The sequence below is a fragment of the Bradyrhizobium barranii subsp. apii genome, from assembly GCF_011516635.5.
GTDB lineage: Bacteria > Pseudomonadota > Alphaproteobacteria > Rhizobiales > Xanthobacteraceae > Bradyrhizobium > Bradyrhizobium barranii.
Window position 1 is genome coordinate 6,138,971 of sequence record NZ_CP096255.1, and the last position, 14,467, is coordinate 6,153,437.

The following is a 14,467-nucleotide window of genomic DNA, read 5'->3' on the forward strand; positions in this document are numbered from 1 at the left end:
ATGGCCTTCGACACGATCTTCCTGAACGCGCGCTTCGACGGCGGAGCCCGGCATCACATCGCCGTCGCCGACGGCCGCATCGCCGCGATCACGTCCGTCGATGAACGTCCCGCCGCAAACGAGACCATCGACCTCGGCAACGTCCTCGTCGTTCCCGGCTTCGTCGAAGGCCACATCCATCTCGACACCAGCTTCTATGGCGACGCCTGGCGTCCGCACAAGCCATGCACCAACGGGTTCGACGTGCATGAGCGCGTCGCCTTCCAGGCCCAGAACATGGCCGTATCAGCGCCGATGGATGTGCGCGCACGCAACCAGCTCGACCTCTGCATCGGCCACGGCACCACGCAGATGCGCAGCCACGTCATGGTCGACGGCTCGGTCGGCCTGAAATCGCTCGAGACGATTTTGCGCGTGCGCGAGGAATACAAGGGCCTGATCGACATCCAGCTCGTCGCCTTCCCCCAGAGCGGCATCCTGATGAGCCCGGGTACGCCGCAATTGCTGAACGAGGCCATCGGGCTCGGCGCCGATCTCGTCGGCGGGCTCGACCCCGCAAGCTTCGATCGCGACATCGAGAAGCATCTCGACGTCGTGTTCGGCGTGGCCCGCAAGCACGGCGTCGACGTCGACATCCATCTGCATGACATGGGCACGCTGGGCGCGTTCGAAATCGAGCAGATCGCAGCGCGCACCCGCGCGCTCGGTATGGAGGGACGCGTTGCCGTCAGCCATGCTTACGGGCTCGGCGACATCCCCATGGATCAGCTCAAGAAGATCGCCGACACCCTCGCCCGCTCGGGCGTCGCGATCATGACCAATGCGCCGGGCGCCCGGCCCTTCCCGCCGATCCTGGCCCTGCGCAATGCCGGCGTCACCGTGTTCAGCGGCAACGACAACATCCGCGATTCCTGGTGGCCCTATGGCGACGGCGACATGCTGCGCCGGGCCACGACGCTCGGCTATCGCTCGGGCTTCAACATCGATGAAGAGCTGCGTGTCGCGTTCGATGTCGTCACCGTATCAGGCGCAAAAGCGCTGCGGCTCGAAGGCTATGGCCTGCGCGTCGGCGCCAAGGCCGATTTCGTGACACTGAATGCCGAGCATATTCCTGAAGCCGTTGTCGGCGTGCCGCAAGGGCGCTCCGTGTACAAGGAAGGCAAGCTCGTCGCATGCGACGGTAAGATTGTCGGGAAGCGCGGCTAATGATCGGATCTTTTCCGTTCGATTATACCGCTAGCTTTCCTCACTCCCCAATCCGGTAGAATCCCTGACCGTAAATACGCGCATTGCACGACGGGCCAAGGAGATCATACTAAGACCCGCACTGACATCTGCGTTCTCCGGGGAAGTATGGAATGTTCAGCGCATTCAGCAGCATCGATTACCATTCCATTCGGGCCAACACGCCCGCCGAGATGGCCATCAAGCGACTGACCGGCATCGGCGAAGTCCTGTCGGGCATCGACATATCGGCAATCCACACGCAGGACGACATGGCCCGCGCGCTGTTGACGCTCGATACGGCCGACAAATGCATTCGCACGATTCTCACCGAGTTCCGCACCGAGCGCACCACGGAAGTCGTCCGCGAAGCCACGAGCCTGATCAGCCTGATCGAGCTCGCGCGCGACGAACTCTCGGACTACGCGGCGGCAGCAGAGTCTTGAGCTGAATGCGCGCTGGATCTCAGCGCTTGATCTTCGCCAGAATGCGATCCGCCTCGGTGCGCCAATCGGCGCTGCGGGCAAATTCCTTCGTCCCCTTGATGCCGAACAGGCCTTCATCAGCGAGATCGGCGACCCAGGCCTGCCGCTCGGCGGTGCCCTGCGCCGACCACGGCGTCAGTCCCGCCTCGCGCACGGTCTCCGCGACTTCACGCACCTCCTCGGCGCGGCGACGGCCGTGCTCGATCACGCGCTGGAAGCAATAGGCGCCCTGCTTCTCCCAGTCGATCGCCGGAAACGTCTCCGCGAGCGAGGCCAGCACCGCATCCTCGACGCCATAGGCGCGCGCGGTGGTGAAGCTCTCGATGACCATGGCCTCAAGGCCCTTGATCATGATGCTGCGGCACATCTTCACGGCCGACGACACGCCGAGCTTGTCGCTCGCAACCTTGGCCGCAAAGCCGATCGCGTTCAGGAGCGGCTCCAGCTCCTTCGCGCCCGGGCCGCCGAGCAGCAGCGGCACCTTGATGCGATAAGGCGGCACCGAGGTCATCACCGCGCCCTCGACATAGCGTCCGGCAGCGCCGTCGATCAGAGCGGCGGCGCGCTGCTTGGCGCCGGGAGACGCCGAATTGAAATCCAGGAACCAGGTGCCCTGGTTGATCGCAGCCGCGCAGGCTTTTGCAACAGGCACGGCCTGGCTCGCCGTGACCGCGGAGATGATGAAATCGGATTTCGCGGTCAGCTCGGCGTGAGACACCGCCAGCGTCACGCCGAACTTCGCCGCATGCTCCTTCAGCGGAGCGCCGTGCTCGCCTCCGAGCTTGATGTCGTAAGCGGCTACCTTGATGTCCTGCTGCCGCAAATCTTCAGCCAGGATCCTGCCGACCTCGCCGTAGCCGACGAGCCCGATCTGCCAGCGCCTGGGATCACCTGCCATCAATTCAATCCTCGCGTCGTCGCGTCGAACAGTTCCTCGACCGCATAGCGGCGCGGGATCAGCACCTGCTGGAATGCGTAGTCGACGATCAGCCCCAACGGTTTTCTGTTCGCATCGATCCCGAACGGAACGAGGTCGGGCGTTGCCGCGGGTCCCACCTGCGCCTTGTTCCGCTTAAGCAGATCATAAACGCCTGTGACTACGTCGGGGCGCGATTTCGCAAGCTGCTCGGTCACGACCACGAGATGATTGACCGGGACGACGCCACGACGGGTGTACCATTTGGCAGCCTCTGCGGCAGGATCGGAGAATAGCGGCTTCAACGTAGGATGATCAGAGGTCTCGCCGAGGACGGCGTCGAGCTCGCCATCGATCAGCATCTGCAAGATCTTCTTGTCCTTCGGCGCACGCTCGGTGGTGTCGACATATTCGGCAACGTGCGGATCCTCGAAGGTGACCCAGCGGATCTTGTCGAGATTGACGCCGTAGTCGTTGGCGAGAATGCCCCTGATCCATGCTCCCGTCGTCGTCGTGAACGAGCGGATGCCAACGCGCTTGCCTTCGAGATCGGATGGCCCGAGCGCTCCCCTTGCAGGGTTGTAGAGCGCGTAGGAATGCTGGAATCGACCGAGCATGGTGGCAGGCAGCAGCACCAGCGGCTTGCCATGCGCCTTCGCCATCAGATAGGTGACGATCGCCATTTCGCAGACGTCGAAAGCCTGCTCGCGCACCATCGGCTTGAACGCCGTGTTGGTCGGCGTGTACGCGATGAAATCGAGGTCGAACAGGTCGGAGCGGAGCTCGCCGCTCTTCACCGCCTGCACGTGAGGGTGACTGCCGAGCACAGCCTTCAACTTGAGACGATCCATCCGCCCGCTCCGCTGATTGCCTTAGACGTCCTCGGGATTGTCGACATAGACGAGCCCGGCTTTCGCCAGCGCCTCGCGCATGTTGTACATGTCAAGGCCGAGCTCACCCGAGGTCAGCCGCTTGCGCTTGCCACCCTCGTCCGCGTTGCGCTTCTTCGCCTTTTCGGCGACCTCAGAGGCATAGCGCTTGGGCACCACGACGACGCCGTCGTCATCGGCCACGATGATATCGCCGGGATCGACGTTGACCCCGGCACAGACCACGGGAATGTTGACCGAGCCGAGCGTCGCCTTGACCGTGCCCTTGGCCGAGACGGCGCGCGACCACACCGGAAAATTCATCTCGTGCAGCGCTTTGACGTCGCGGCAGCCGGCGTCGATGATCAGCCCCTGCACGCCGCGCGCCTGCAGCGACGTCGCGAGCAGCTCGCCGAACATGCCGTCGGTGTTATCAGTGGTGCAGCCGACGACGAGGATGTCGCCTTTCCTGCACTGCTCCACGGCGACATGGATCATCCAGTTGTCGCCGGGCTGTGCCAGCACCGTGACGGCGGGGCCAGCGATCGACGCGCCGGCCCAAACGGGCCGCAAGTAAGGCTTCATCAGCCCAATGCGGCCATACGCCTCGTGCACGGTCGAAACGCCGTATTCCGCCATTCCGGCCGGATCGGCTCGCTCAATGTTGCGAACGACGACGGGCTTCATGCCAGCTCCTCCGCAACCGTCGGGAACAACCGCTGATAGGCCTCGCCATAGGTCATGGGCACGCCGGTGTTGCGGCTGCCCTGGATGCCCCGGTTGAGCGCGACGCGCTCGTAATAGCCCCAGAGATGTTTTTGCGCGGCGAGGATCTGGAACGCCTCGTACTTCTCCTTCCAGACCTCGTCGATCTTGAGGAGCAGGTCCGGCTTGTAGTTGCACTGCTCGGGCTGGTGCGGCTCGAACAGGAACACCGGCGGCGCCGAATATTTGTACTGCGCGCCGGGCTTGTGGCCCATGGCCTGCGCGACCACGCGGGTCTCCTGCGCGAAATGCGCCGCGTTCGGATGGTCGAAATTATAGGGATCTTCCAGCGCATGCGTCAGCACGAAGCTCGGATTGAGCTCGCGGTAGATGTCGACCATGCGATCGAAATGCGCCTCGGTTAGCTTCAGCGGATAGTCGCCGCAGTCGAAGAACTCGATTTCGGCGCCGAGCAGCTTCGCCGCCCGCTCCGCCTCGTCCTTGCGGCCGGCCTTGACCGATTCCAGCGTCGCGCCCTTTTCCTTCCAGGCGAACTGGCTCTCGCCGCGCTCGCCGAAGGACATGCAAACGATCTTCATGCGATAGCCCTTCTTCGCATGCAGTGCGATGGCGCCGCCGGCGCGCCAGACGAAATCGCCGGGATGGGCGGTGATCACGAGACCTGTTTTCATGGGACGAACTCCCCTCTTTCCTTGATAAGCAACGTATCGATCGCGAGCACCGTCATGTGTCGAACCCAAACAGACGCGCGGGATTATCGACGAGGATCTTCTGCTGGAATTCCGTCTCCGGCGCGAACAGCGGGATCAGGTCGACCAGGTCGCCGTCATTCGGCATCACCTTGACGTTGGGATGCGGCCAGTCGGTGCCCCAGATGACACGGTCGGGCGCGGTCTCGACGATCTTTCGCGCGAACGGCACCGCGTCCGTGAACGGTGGCCCGGCCGAGGACACCCGCTCCGAGCCGCAGATCTTGACCCAGCACTTCTCGTCGCGCTGCATCAGCTCGATCAGGATCTTGAACGGCAGCTGGTCGAGCCCCTCGGACGCCTTCACCCGCCCCATGTGGTCGATGGTGTAGCTCAGCGGCAGCTTTGCCAGCATGTCGGCATATTCGGGCAGGTCGATCGCGTCGAAATGCAGATCGATGTGCCAGCCGAGCGGCGCGACCATCGCGATGACGCGGTTGAACACGCTCTTGTCGGGGACGCCACCGAGATGGCTGACGAAATTGAAGCGGCAGCCGCGGAAACCTCCCTCGTGCAGCACCTGGAGCCCACGCTCGGTGATGGCGTCGTCGATATTGGCAACCGCGCGATAGGCGCCATTGCTCTGCGCGATCGCATCGAGCGCGACCGTGTTGTCGGTGCCGTGCACGCTGGCATTGACGATGACGGCCCGCTCGACGCCGAGCTTGGCATGCAGCGCGCGAAAATCCTCCAGCGGCGCATCCGGCGGCGTGTAGGAACGGTCAGGCGCGTAAGGGTATGTCGCGCCGGGCCCGAAGATGTGGCAATGCGCGTCGCAGGACAGCTTTGGCAGCTTGAACTTCGGCGTGCGCGTGTTCGGATCTGGCGGCGGAATGGTCGGCGTGTAAATCGTTGTCATCAGGTGAACCGCCGAGCGAGATCGCTTCTTTCAAGTCTTGCTGCTGACGACCGGCCGCCGCCGTACCGGCGCGGCCTGATCGAGCGCCGGCGCCTGGAAGGCGGCGACGGTGGCCTGCACCAGTTGCTCGATGGCGCTGGCGGCATCGCTGCCGTCGGCCTCGCCGCGCGACAGGCGCGAGACGCGATCCGGCGTCACCAGCGAGTAATAGAGTGCGCCGAGCAGGAAGTGGCTGCGCCAGACGATGTCGGTGCGCGGAATATGCGGCAGGCTCTCGTGGACTGCGTCGATGAAGGCATGGCTGGTGTCGTCAAAGGTCTGCGCGATGATTTTTCGCACGACCTCGTTGCCTTCGGCGGACATCACGGCGCGCAGCCGCGTGAAGCGCGCCCCGCCCCCGGCGAGATCGCTGCCCGAGGTGAAGGCCGGCACCACATAGGCGCGCACGATCGCCTCCAGCCGGTCCTGGAGATCCCGCACGCGCTTGGCGGCGGCGAGCAGCTCGGAACGGCGCAAATTCATCGGCCCGCAATGGCGCTGGTAGATCTCCAGCAGCAGGCCGTCCTTGGTCTTGAAATGATAGGTCACGCTGCCGGGATTGGCGCCGGCGGCCTGCGCGATGTCGCGCACCGAGACCGCATTGAAGCCGTTGGTGGCGAACAGCTCCTCCGCCGCTGCGAGGATCGCCTCGCGCATGTTCGGCTTGCGGGCCGTTTCCTTGCTGGTGGGCTTGCGTACCATGTGATTTGTACTATCGTACAAAAGATCAAGTCTCGTCAACAAGAACCATGGGCGACGTCCGGACGACTCGGAACACCGAGGCAGGATGCGAAAGCCCGCAAGGAGTGCTGGAAAATGCTGGGTTTGAACACGACAATCGGCGGTTTGATGCTGAGCGCCGGTCTGTTGCTGGGCGGCGTCGCGCAGGCGGCCGACAATTACCCGAGCAAGCCGGTCCATATCCTTGTGCCCTACGCGGCAGGCGGTGCCGTCGACGTGCTCGCGCGTACGCTCGGCCAGGCGCTGGCGAAGACCTGGGGCCAGCAGCCGGTGATCGACAACCGTCCGGGCGCCGGCGGCATCGTCGCCTCGCAAGCGCTGACGCAGGCCGCCCCGGACGGCTACACGCTGATCCTGGTCGCGAGCGGCCATCCGCTCAACCAGTTCATCTATCCGAGCGTGCCCTACGACACGTTCAAGGATTTCACCGCGATCACCGAGGTCGCCTCCTCGCCGCTTGCGATCGTGGTCGCGAAGGACAGCCCCTACAAGACGCTCGGCGATCTCCTCGCCGCCGCAAAGAAGGAGCCCGACAAGCTCTCCTACGGCATGTCCGGCAACGGCACCTCGGCGCATCTCGCCGGCGAGCTGCTCAAATACATGTCCGGCAGCAAGATCGTCGCGATCCCCTACAAAGGCGGCGCACCGGCGCTGACCGCCGTTATCGCTGGCGAGATCCCACTCAGCATCAATCCGCTGGCGGAAGCGATCGGCCAGCTCGAAGGCGGCCCGGTGCGCGCGCTCGCGGTGACCTCGGCCGAACGCTCCAAGGCGCTGCCGAATGTGCCGACTATCGCGGAATCAGGCGTCCCCGGCTACGACGTCTCGGTCTGGTGGGGCGTTCTTGGACCTGCCAAGATGCCGCCGGAGATCGTGGCGAAGCTCGAGACCGATCTGAAGGCGGCGCTGCAGGACGCGAACGTGCTGTCGACGCTCGGCAAGATCGGCGCCTCGCCGGTCGGCTCCTCCGCCAAGGATTTTGACGCCTACATGCACGCCGAGGCGACCAAATGGGAGCCGGTGCTGAAGGCCGCCGACATCCGTGCGCAGTGAGGCTCGCCACATGAGGACCTCTTCCCGGCGATTTGCGCGCACTGCCCTGCTCGCATTTGCAATGACCGGCCTGCTCGGCGCGCCCGCGCGCGCCGATGGCGAAGTCAGGCTGCTGGCGCCGAGCGGCACGTTGCGTGTCGGCATCTATCCGGGCAGCCCGACCTCGATGGTGACGGATGCAGCCGGCAAGCCGCATGGCCTCGCCTACGATCTCGGCGGCGAGCTGGCCAAACGGCTCGGCGTTGCCGTCGACTATGTCAGGTTTCAGCGCGTCGCCGACATCGTCACCGCGATCCGTGACGGCCAGGTCGACTTCACCGTGACCAACGCCACGCCGGCCCGCGCCAACGAGGTCAGCTTCAGCCAGCCCGTGCTGGCGATCGAGCTCGGCTATCTCGTCCCGGCGAACTCGCCGATCGGCAGGATCGAGGACATCGACAGACCGGGCGTGAAGATCGGCGTCACCAAGGGCTCGACCTCGGAACGGACATTGCCGGCGAAGTTTGGGAATGCGACCATCGTTCCCGCGGAAAGCGTCAAGGTCGCCATCGCCATGTTCGGCCGCGGCGAGATCGACCTTTACGCCACCAACAAGCCGACGCTGTTCGAGATGTCCGATCAGATGCCGGGCGCGAAAATCCTCGACGGCAATTGGGGCGCCGAGCATATGGCCATCGCGATCCCCAGGGGACGCGAGGATGCCCTCCCCCTGCTCAACCGCTTCGTCGCGGACGAGCACTCGTCCGGCGCGCTGGACACGATCCAGCAGCAGGCGGGCCTGCGCGGCGCAACCAAGGCGACGCGCGAGTAGCTCGCGGACTGGGGTGTCCTCCCGCCCTGCCCAATACAGTATTCCCTCCATGCAACCGTCGCCGAACTGCGCTAGAGCGTTTTCCGATCACGTTGCGTCGTAACCAGCCGCGACGAGATAATTTTGACATTCCTCGGGTGAGAAGCGTTTGAGAGCGTTGGCGATTGCTTGCCAGAGATCGGGCATGGTGCGGGCTGCGGCGGCCCGCAACAGCGCTTTCAGTTTGGAGAAGGCCATTTCAATCGGGTTGAAGTCTGGACTGTAGGGCGGAAGATAGAGCAGGCTAGCTCCGACCGCCTGGATGGCCTCTCGAACGCCATGGACCTTGTGAGCGGGCAAGTTGTCCATGATAACGGTATCGCCCGGCCGCAGCGATGGGGCGAGCAATTGCTCGACGTAGGCCAGGAAAGCGTCGCCATCCATTGGACCGTCCAGAACAAGCGGCGCGATCAGACCGTCGGAGCGCAATCCAGCGGTGAACGTCGTCGTCTTCCAATGTCCGTGTGGGATAGCTGCACGACATCGCTCGCCGCGTGGCGAGCGCCCGTAACGCCGCGCCATTTTGGTGTTGGCGCTGGTTTCGTCGATGAAGACGAGACGCTCAGGGTCAAGGTCGATTTGCCCTTCGAACCACTCCTCACGTGCGGCATTTATATCGCCGCGCCGTTGCTCGGCGGCGTGCGCTGTCTTTTTTTAAGTGTGATCTTTCTGCGCTGGAAAAAACGCCAGAGCGACGCGATGCCAGTCGATATTCCATGACGTTTCAACAGTTCTCGCAACTCGGCAAGCGTGATATCCGGCCTCGCTGTCACCGCCTCCAGAATCAATTGCGAATGCGCTTCGATGCGCTGCGATTTGCGGTCACCGCCCTGGCGTTTAGGAACGATGTCGCCAACTTTCTTGAGGCGAGCGCGCCAGCGGATCGCACTGGCCGCGCTGACACCAAAGCGCTCAGCAGCCTGTCGACAGGACATGCCACCGTCAATCGCGGCTACCACCCTTTGGCGAAGATCAACCGAAAGCGCCCTGGCCATACATGCTGGCCTCCCTCGCCAGCATGCAGCTTGAATCTGACTCGCGCCGTTTTGGGAATCCCCACCCGATTCTTTCCGGTCGGAAAATGCTCTAACTTGCGTCGATCATGACTCGCCGAACCGGCAGCGCCGATCTTCCTCTCCACACCGGGCGGGTTCCGCCATGGCTTGCGAGCCGCATGTCGTCGCTGGGCGCAATCGTCACGCAGGCGATCGTGCATCATTACGGCCGCGACGCCTTCCTGCAGCGGCTGTCGCATCCGTTCTGGTTCCAGTCGTTCGGCGCCGTGATGGGGATGGACTGGCATTCCTCGGGCATCACGACCTCCGTGATCGGCGCCCTGAAGCGCGGGCTCGGCCCACTCCAGGATGAGCTCGGCATCTATGTCTGCGGCGGACGCGGCCAGCATTCGCGCAAGACGCCTGACGAGCTGTTGCAGCTCGGCGATCGCGTCGGCTTCGACGGCGCGAGCCTCACGCGGGCCAGTCGCCTGGTCGCAAAGGTCGACAGTGCCGCCGTCCAGGACGGGTTTGATCTTTACCTGCACGGCTTCTTCGTCACTGCAGACGCCAAGTGGACCGTGGTGCAGCAAGGCATGAACGGCGACAAACGGCAGGCCCGCCGCTATCACTGGCATTCGGAAGCATTGAAGAGTTTTGTCGACACGCCGCACAGCGCGATCGACGGCCCGCAGCAGGGCGAGATCGTCAATCTCACCGATCACCGCGCCGATGTCTCGCGCGCCGCGCAGCTCGAACTGTTGAGCGGTCTCGGCCCCGATCGCATCCTCACAGAATTCGAACGCCTCGTCGGGACGGCGCCCGCGCCGGCGCAGGCGATGCTCCCGCATCTGATCATGCCCGCGCATCATGATGTCAGGCCCAAGGACGTGTTCGCGCGCCGCCTGCACGGCACGCTGGCCGCCGCGGCCGAACGCGGCCCGGTCGATTTTCCGGAATTGCTGCTGACGCCCGGCGTCGGCGCGCGCACCGTGCGCTCGCTGGCGATGGTCGCCGAGGTCGTGCATGGCGCGCCCTATCGCTTCAACGATCCCGCGCGCTTCTCGCTCGCCCATGGCGGCAAGGACCGGCATCCCTACCCCGTCCCGATCAAGGTCTATGACGAGACCATCCGCGTGCTGAAGGGCGCGGTCCAGAACGCAAAACTCGGGCGCGAGGAGGAGATGCAGGCGATCAAGCGCCTTGACGACCAGGCGCGGCGGCTGGAGCGGACTGCCAGCGGTCCGTCGGTCGAGGCCTACATCGCCGGAGAGCGTGAAGCCTCGCCCGATCTCGACGGCCGCTCCGTATTCGGCTGGGAGCGCGATGTCGTGGCGTCACGGAAATCGACGGGCTGACTGTCCACCGCGACGACCGGCAACTCCGCGATGGCACGCATGCCCGGCCGCTTGCGCCAGTGGATTTGCGCGGGATCGACGGCGAGACCGAGCTTCGGCCATCGCGCAAACAACGCCTCCAGCGCACAGGCCGCCTCGATCCGTGCGAGCTGATGGCCGAGACAGAAGTGAATTCCCGTTCCGAACGAGATGTGGCGGTTCGGCTTGCGCGTGAGGTCGGGCCGCTCGGGCTGGTCATGCACCGCCGGATCCATGTTCGCCGCGGCGAGCATGACCATGACGCGATCGCCCTTTTTCAGCGGCACGCCCGCAAGCTCGATATCCCGCCGCACATAGCGCGGCTTGGAAAACTGCACCGGTGACACGAAGCGCAAAAACTCCTCGACAGCGAGCCCGACGCGACTCCGGTCTTGCTCCAGCCAATCGCGCAAGCCCGGATTTCTGAGGAGCTCGTAGACCGAGCCGCTGATCAGATGCGTCGTGGTCTCCGATCCTGCCGCGAGCAGCAGGAACACCATCGACACCATTTCGTCCGGCGTGATCTGGCCGCCCTCACGCTCGACCTGAACCAGCTCGGCAATCAGGCCCTCGCCGCCCTGCACGCGCGCGACCTGCAACTGCTGTTCGAGATAGGCGCGCATCTTGCGAAACGCGAGCAGCAGGCGGAAGAAGCTGACGACATTCGTCAGCGACGACATCTTGTTGGCCCAGGCGATGAATCGTGGGCGATCGGCCGCAGGCAGGCCCAGCAATTCGCAGATCACCGACACCGGCAGGATGCGGGCGTAACGCTGGACGAGGTCGGCGGGGCTGCCATCGGCAAACAGGTCGTTCGCCAAGCCGTCGGCGATGGCGCGAATGCGTGGCTCCATCGCCACGATCGCGCGGCGGCGAAAAGCCTCGTCGACGATGCTGCGCAGCCTCGTGTGATCAGGCTCGTCCATCGTCAGCATGTTGTTGGCGATGGTGGTGACCAGCTTTGGCATCCACCAGCGCAGGCCGGCGACTTTGCCGTCCCCCTTGCGCAGCGTGAAGGTGGTGCCGTCCTTCAGGACCTGCGCCGTGGCGTCATGGGTCGTGGTGACCCAGACATCGCCGACCAGAGGAAATCGCGTCGCGATCACCGGGCCGGACGCGCGCAGCGCCGCGATCGCCTTGGGCGGATCGCGGAAGAAGGCCTCGCTGGTGAAATCGAGGCGCGGTGTCATGGGATCACCGTATTGGTTGGTGGCGCCTCAACCAGATGGTCTGTACGCGGCGACGCGCAAGGGCCGGAACCGCGCGAAGAGAAGAGAGCCTATCCGCGTCCCGGCGAGCGCTGACCGGTCTTGCGCTGCTGATTGGTGTAGGCGTCCCAATGGCTCCAGCTACCGTTGGCGAGGCTTTGCAGATCGGTGCCGAGGGGGCGGCGCGTGCGCTTGTCGTGATCGGCGACCACGCGCTCGGACTGCGCGATCTTGCGCTTGAGTTCCGCAATCGCCTTCTGGGTCTGCCCGTCCCGCTTCGAAGACGCGATCTCGCCCATCGTGAAGCGCGCGGTCTCGAGCGCCTTCAACTCGGCGCGGTTCTTCTTCAACTGAACCGTGCCAGGCGATGTTGCTGTCGCTGTCCGCAACCATGTGGGAACTCCGCTGATTCGTTCCCACAGTGTATCGCGCACGGAATCGGCGCCGCAACGCCCGCCGAACGGCGGAAATACGGTCTTATTGGGCAGGAATTCCGGACCCATAGCGTTTTCGAGCGAAGTGGGTACCGGTTCGCGTCAAGAAAACGCGTCAAAATAAGACTCTAGAGGCTGTTAGGGACTGATTAACCATAGATGTTGAGGTTTGCGGGATGTCGATTCCCCGCGAGCCTTATCCTTCTGACGTTTCCGATGACGAATGGGCGCTTGTTGCGCCGTATCTGACACTTTTGCCGGAGGACGCCTCGCAGCGGACGCATGCGCTTCGCGAGGTGTTCAACGGCCTGCGCTATATCGTGAAGACCGGCGCGCCCTGGCGCTGGATGCCGAACGATTTGCCGCCGTGGGAGATCGCCTATCAACAGGCGCAGCGGTGGTTGCGCGCGGGTTGTTTTGAGGCCCTGGCCGAGGATCTGCGCGTCATCCTGCGCCTTGCGGCTGGCCGACCCGCGCAGCCGACCGCCGCCATCATCGACAGTCGAACTCTACGCTCGACGCCCGAGAGTGGCGCCCGCGGCGCCTACGACGGAGCCAAGCGCAAAAAAGGTTCGAAGCTGCATCTGGCCGTCGATACGCTCGGCCATCTTCTGGCGCTGCATGTCACGCCCGCCAACACCGACGATCGCGCCGAGATTGGCCGGATCGCCAAGACGATTCAGGCAGAGACTGGTCAGAGCGTCGAAGTCGCCTTCGTTGACCAGGGCTACACAGGCGACAAGCCTGCAATGGCGGCTGCAGAACACGGCATTGCCCTCGAGGTCATAAAGCTGTCGCAGGCCAAACGAGGCTTCGTGCTGCTCCCAAGGCGATGGGTCGTCGAACGATCCTTCGCGTGGGCCACACGCTTCCGAAGACTTGTCAAAGACTACGAGCGATGCGCTCAGACCCTCGCCGATCTCCACCTCATCGCTTTCGCATGCATCATGCTCAAAAACGTCGCTAAACTCGCCGCTGGTTCCTAACAGCCTCTAGAGCCTGCTCCGCTTCAGCGGAGCGGGCTCTAGCGCTCGGCAAAGGGCCTTTTCGACCACGAATTGGGCCGGCTCGCCGTGATTGCCCTCAATGAGGCCGCGCTCGCCCAGGAGCACGCGGGTGTCAGCGACCAAGGCCGGGCTGCCGCAGATCATGACCCGGTCATGGGCGGCTTCCAGCGGCGGCAGGCCGATATCGGCGAACAGCTTGCCGGACGTGATGAGGTCGGTGATGCGGCCGCGGTTGCGGAAGGGATCGCGGGTCACGGTCGGGTAATAGATCAGCTGATCGCGGATGTACTCGCCGATCAATTCGTCCTTCGGCAGCGTCTCGGTGATCATCTCGCCATAGGCGAGCTCCTTCACGTGCCGGCAGCCGTGCAGCAGCACGACCTTCTCGAACCGCTCATAGGTCTCGGGGTCCTTGATCACGCTCAGGAACGGCGCGAGGCCGGTGCCGGTGCCGATGAGGTAGAGGTTGCGGCCCTCTTCGAGATTGTCGATCACCAGCGTGCCGGTGGCCTTGCGGCTGACGATGATCTCGTCGCCTTCCTTCAGATGCTGGAGGCGCGAGGTCAGCGGACCGTCCGGCACCTTGATCGAGAAGAACTCCAGCGTGTCCTCGTAATTGGCGCTGGCGACGCTGTAGGCCCGCAGCAGCGGCTTCTCGCCGACCTTGAGCCCGATCATGGTGAATTCGCCGTTGCGGAAACGGAAGGTCGGGCTGCGGGTGGTCTTGAAAGAGAACAGCGTGTCGGTCCAGTGGTGGACGCTCAAAACGCTTTCCTGATTGAAATTGCTCATCTCACCTTCCCTGTCGCTTCCAATGCGGTTCCGAGGCGGGCAGCTATGCGTCGTTTGTACACGATCATTCGTGTACTAATGAATAATCCTGCTTGCTCCCGGGGTCAAGGCTGCCCAAGATCGCGAGCGTTGCAGTTAGGAACA

At 64.0% G+C, this 14,467-nt stretch carries 15 protein-coding genes and 1 pseudogene; 6 read left to right on the forward strand and 10 right to left on the reverse strand.

Annotated features, from left to right (window positions below; all coding sequences use genetic code 11):
- On the forward strand, positions 1–1,206 hold the full coding sequence (locus HAP41_RS29310; RefSeq protein ID WP_166094686.1) for an amidohydrolase family protein: 1,206 nt from the start codon (positions 1–3) through the stop codon (positions 1,204–1,206).
- 152 nt (positions 1,207–1,358) lie between these two features.
- The gene (locus HAP41_RS29315) at positions 1,359–1,670 is read left to right on the forward strand and encodes a hypothetical protein (protein ID WP_071915057.1); all 312 of its coding nucleotides are present in this window, start codon (positions 1,359–1,361) and stop codon (positions 1,668–1,670) included.
- 19 nt (positions 1,671–1,689) lie between these two features.
- Here the strand turns inward: HAP41_RS29315 and HAP41_RS29320 are convergent, their stop codons facing one another.
- The 6 genes from HAP41_RS29320 to HAP41_RS29345 are packed head-to-tail and all read right to left on the reverse strand — an operon-like array spanning position 1,690 to position 6,569.
- A complete protein-coding gene (locus HAP41_RS29320) occupies positions 1,690–2,607 on the reverse strand; it encodes a DUF1932 domain-containing protein (RefSeq protein ID WP_166094680.1) in 918 nt (305 codons plus the stop codon).
- Positions 2,607–3,476, reverse strand: a complete 870-nt coding sequence (locus tag HAP41_RS29325) for an ABC transporter substrate-binding protein (protein ID WP_166094666.1) — start codon at positions 3,474–3,476, stop codon at positions 2,607–2,609. Before HAP41_RS29325 ends, HAP41_RS29320 begins: the two co-directional genes overlap by 1 nt.
- A gap of 21 nt (positions 3,477–3,497) precedes the next feature.
- The gene (locus tag HAP41_RS29330) at positions 3,498–4,181 is read right to left on the reverse strand and encodes a 4-carboxy-4-hydroxy-2-oxoadipate aldolase/oxaloacetate decarboxylase (protein ID WP_166094658.1); all 684 of its coding nucleotides are present in this window, start codon (positions 4,179–4,181) and stop codon (positions 3,498–3,500) included.
- Positions 4,178–4,891 carry a PIG-L deacetylase family protein gene (locus HAP41_RS29335; RefSeq protein WP_027517331.1) on the reverse strand — a complete coding sequence of 238 codons (714 nt, stop codon included), beginning with the start codon at positions 4,889–4,891 and terminating at the stop codon, positions 4,178–4,180. The genes HAP41_RS29330 and HAP41_RS29335 overlap by 4 nt, the downstream gene beginning before the upstream one ends.
- 52 nt (positions 4,892–4,943) lie before the next feature.
- On the reverse strand, positions 4,944–5,828 hold the full coding sequence (locus tag HAP41_RS29340) for an amidohydrolase family protein (protein WP_166094651.1): 885 nt from the start codon (positions 5,826–5,828) through the stop codon (positions 4,944–4,946).
- Positions 5,829–5,858: 30 nt separating this feature from the next.
- Positions 5,859–6,569, reverse strand: coding sequence for a TetR/AcrR family transcriptional regulator (locus tag HAP41_RS29345; protein ID WP_166094647.1), 711 nt, complete (start codon positions 6,567–6,569; stop codon positions 5,859–5,861).
- A gap of 114 nt (positions 6,570–6,683) precedes the next feature.
- Here HAP41_RS29345 and HAP41_RS29350 point away from each other — a divergent pair, with 114 nt between their 5' ends.
- Both HAP41_RS29350 and HAP41_RS29355 read left to right on the forward strand, forming a co-directional pair.
- Positions 6,684–7,661 carry a tripartite tricarboxylate transporter substrate binding protein gene (locus tag HAP41_RS29350; protein ID WP_166094642.1) on the forward strand — a complete coding sequence of 326 codons (978 nt, stop codon included), beginning with the start codon at positions 6,684–6,686 and terminating at the stop codon, positions 7,659–7,661.
- Between the two features lie 10 nt (positions 7,662–7,671).
- A complete protein-coding gene (locus HAP41_RS29355) occupies positions 7,672–8,472 on the forward strand; it encodes an ABC transporter substrate-binding protein (protein WP_166094639.1) in 801 nt (266 codons plus the stop codon).
- Positions 8,473–8,559: 87 nt separating this feature from the next.
- Here the strand turns inward: HAP41_RS29355 and HAP41_RS29360 are convergent.
- A protein-coding gene (locus HAP41_RS29360) for an IS630 family transposase (protein WP_166055883.1) occupies positions 8,560–9,506 on the reverse strand; the annotation gives its coding sequence in 2 pieces (ribosomal slippage) (positions 8,560–9,167 and positions 9,167–9,506; 948 coding nt in all).
- Between the two features lie 107 nt (positions 9,507–9,613).
- On the opposite strand from HAP41_RS29360, the gene HAP41_RS29365 reads away from it, so the two are divergent.
- Positions 9,614–10,864, forward strand: coding sequence for a DUF763 domain-containing protein (locus HAP41_RS29365; RefSeq protein WP_166094628.1), 1,251 nt, complete (start codon positions 9,614–9,616; stop codon positions 10,862–10,864).
- On the opposite strand, the gene HAP41_RS29370 is transcribed toward HAP41_RS29365, so the two are convergent.
- On the reverse strand, positions 10,765–12,072 hold the full coding sequence (locus tag HAP41_RS29370) for a cytochrome P450 family protein (RefSeq protein WP_166094621.1): 1,308 nt from the start codon (positions 12,070–12,072) through the stop codon (positions 10,765–10,767). The genes HAP41_RS29365 and HAP41_RS29370 overlap by 100 nt on opposite strands.
- A gap of 89 nt (positions 12,073–12,161) precedes the next feature.
- Positions 12,162–12,483: pseudogene (locus HAP41_RS29375) on the reverse strand (hypothetical protein).
- Positions 12,484–12,700: 217 nt separating this feature from the next.
- Between HAP41_RS29375 and HAP41_RS29380 the strand changes: the two are divergent.
- A complete protein-coding gene (locus tag HAP41_RS29380; RefSeq protein ID WP_166078165.1) occupies positions 12,701–13,510 on the forward strand; it encodes an IS5 family transposase in 810 nt (269 codons plus the stop codon).
- A gap of 6 nt (positions 13,511–13,516) precedes the next feature.
- Here the strand turns inward: HAP41_RS29380 and HAP41_RS29385 are convergent, their stop codons facing one another.
- Positions 13,517–14,323 (reverse strand): ferredoxin--NADP reductase, encoded by an 807-nt coding sequence (locus HAP41_RS29385; RefSeq protein ID WP_166094607.1) that lies wholly within the window; start codon positions 14,321–14,323, stop codon positions 13,517–13,519.
- Positions 14,324–14,467: the final 144 nt, after the last annotated feature.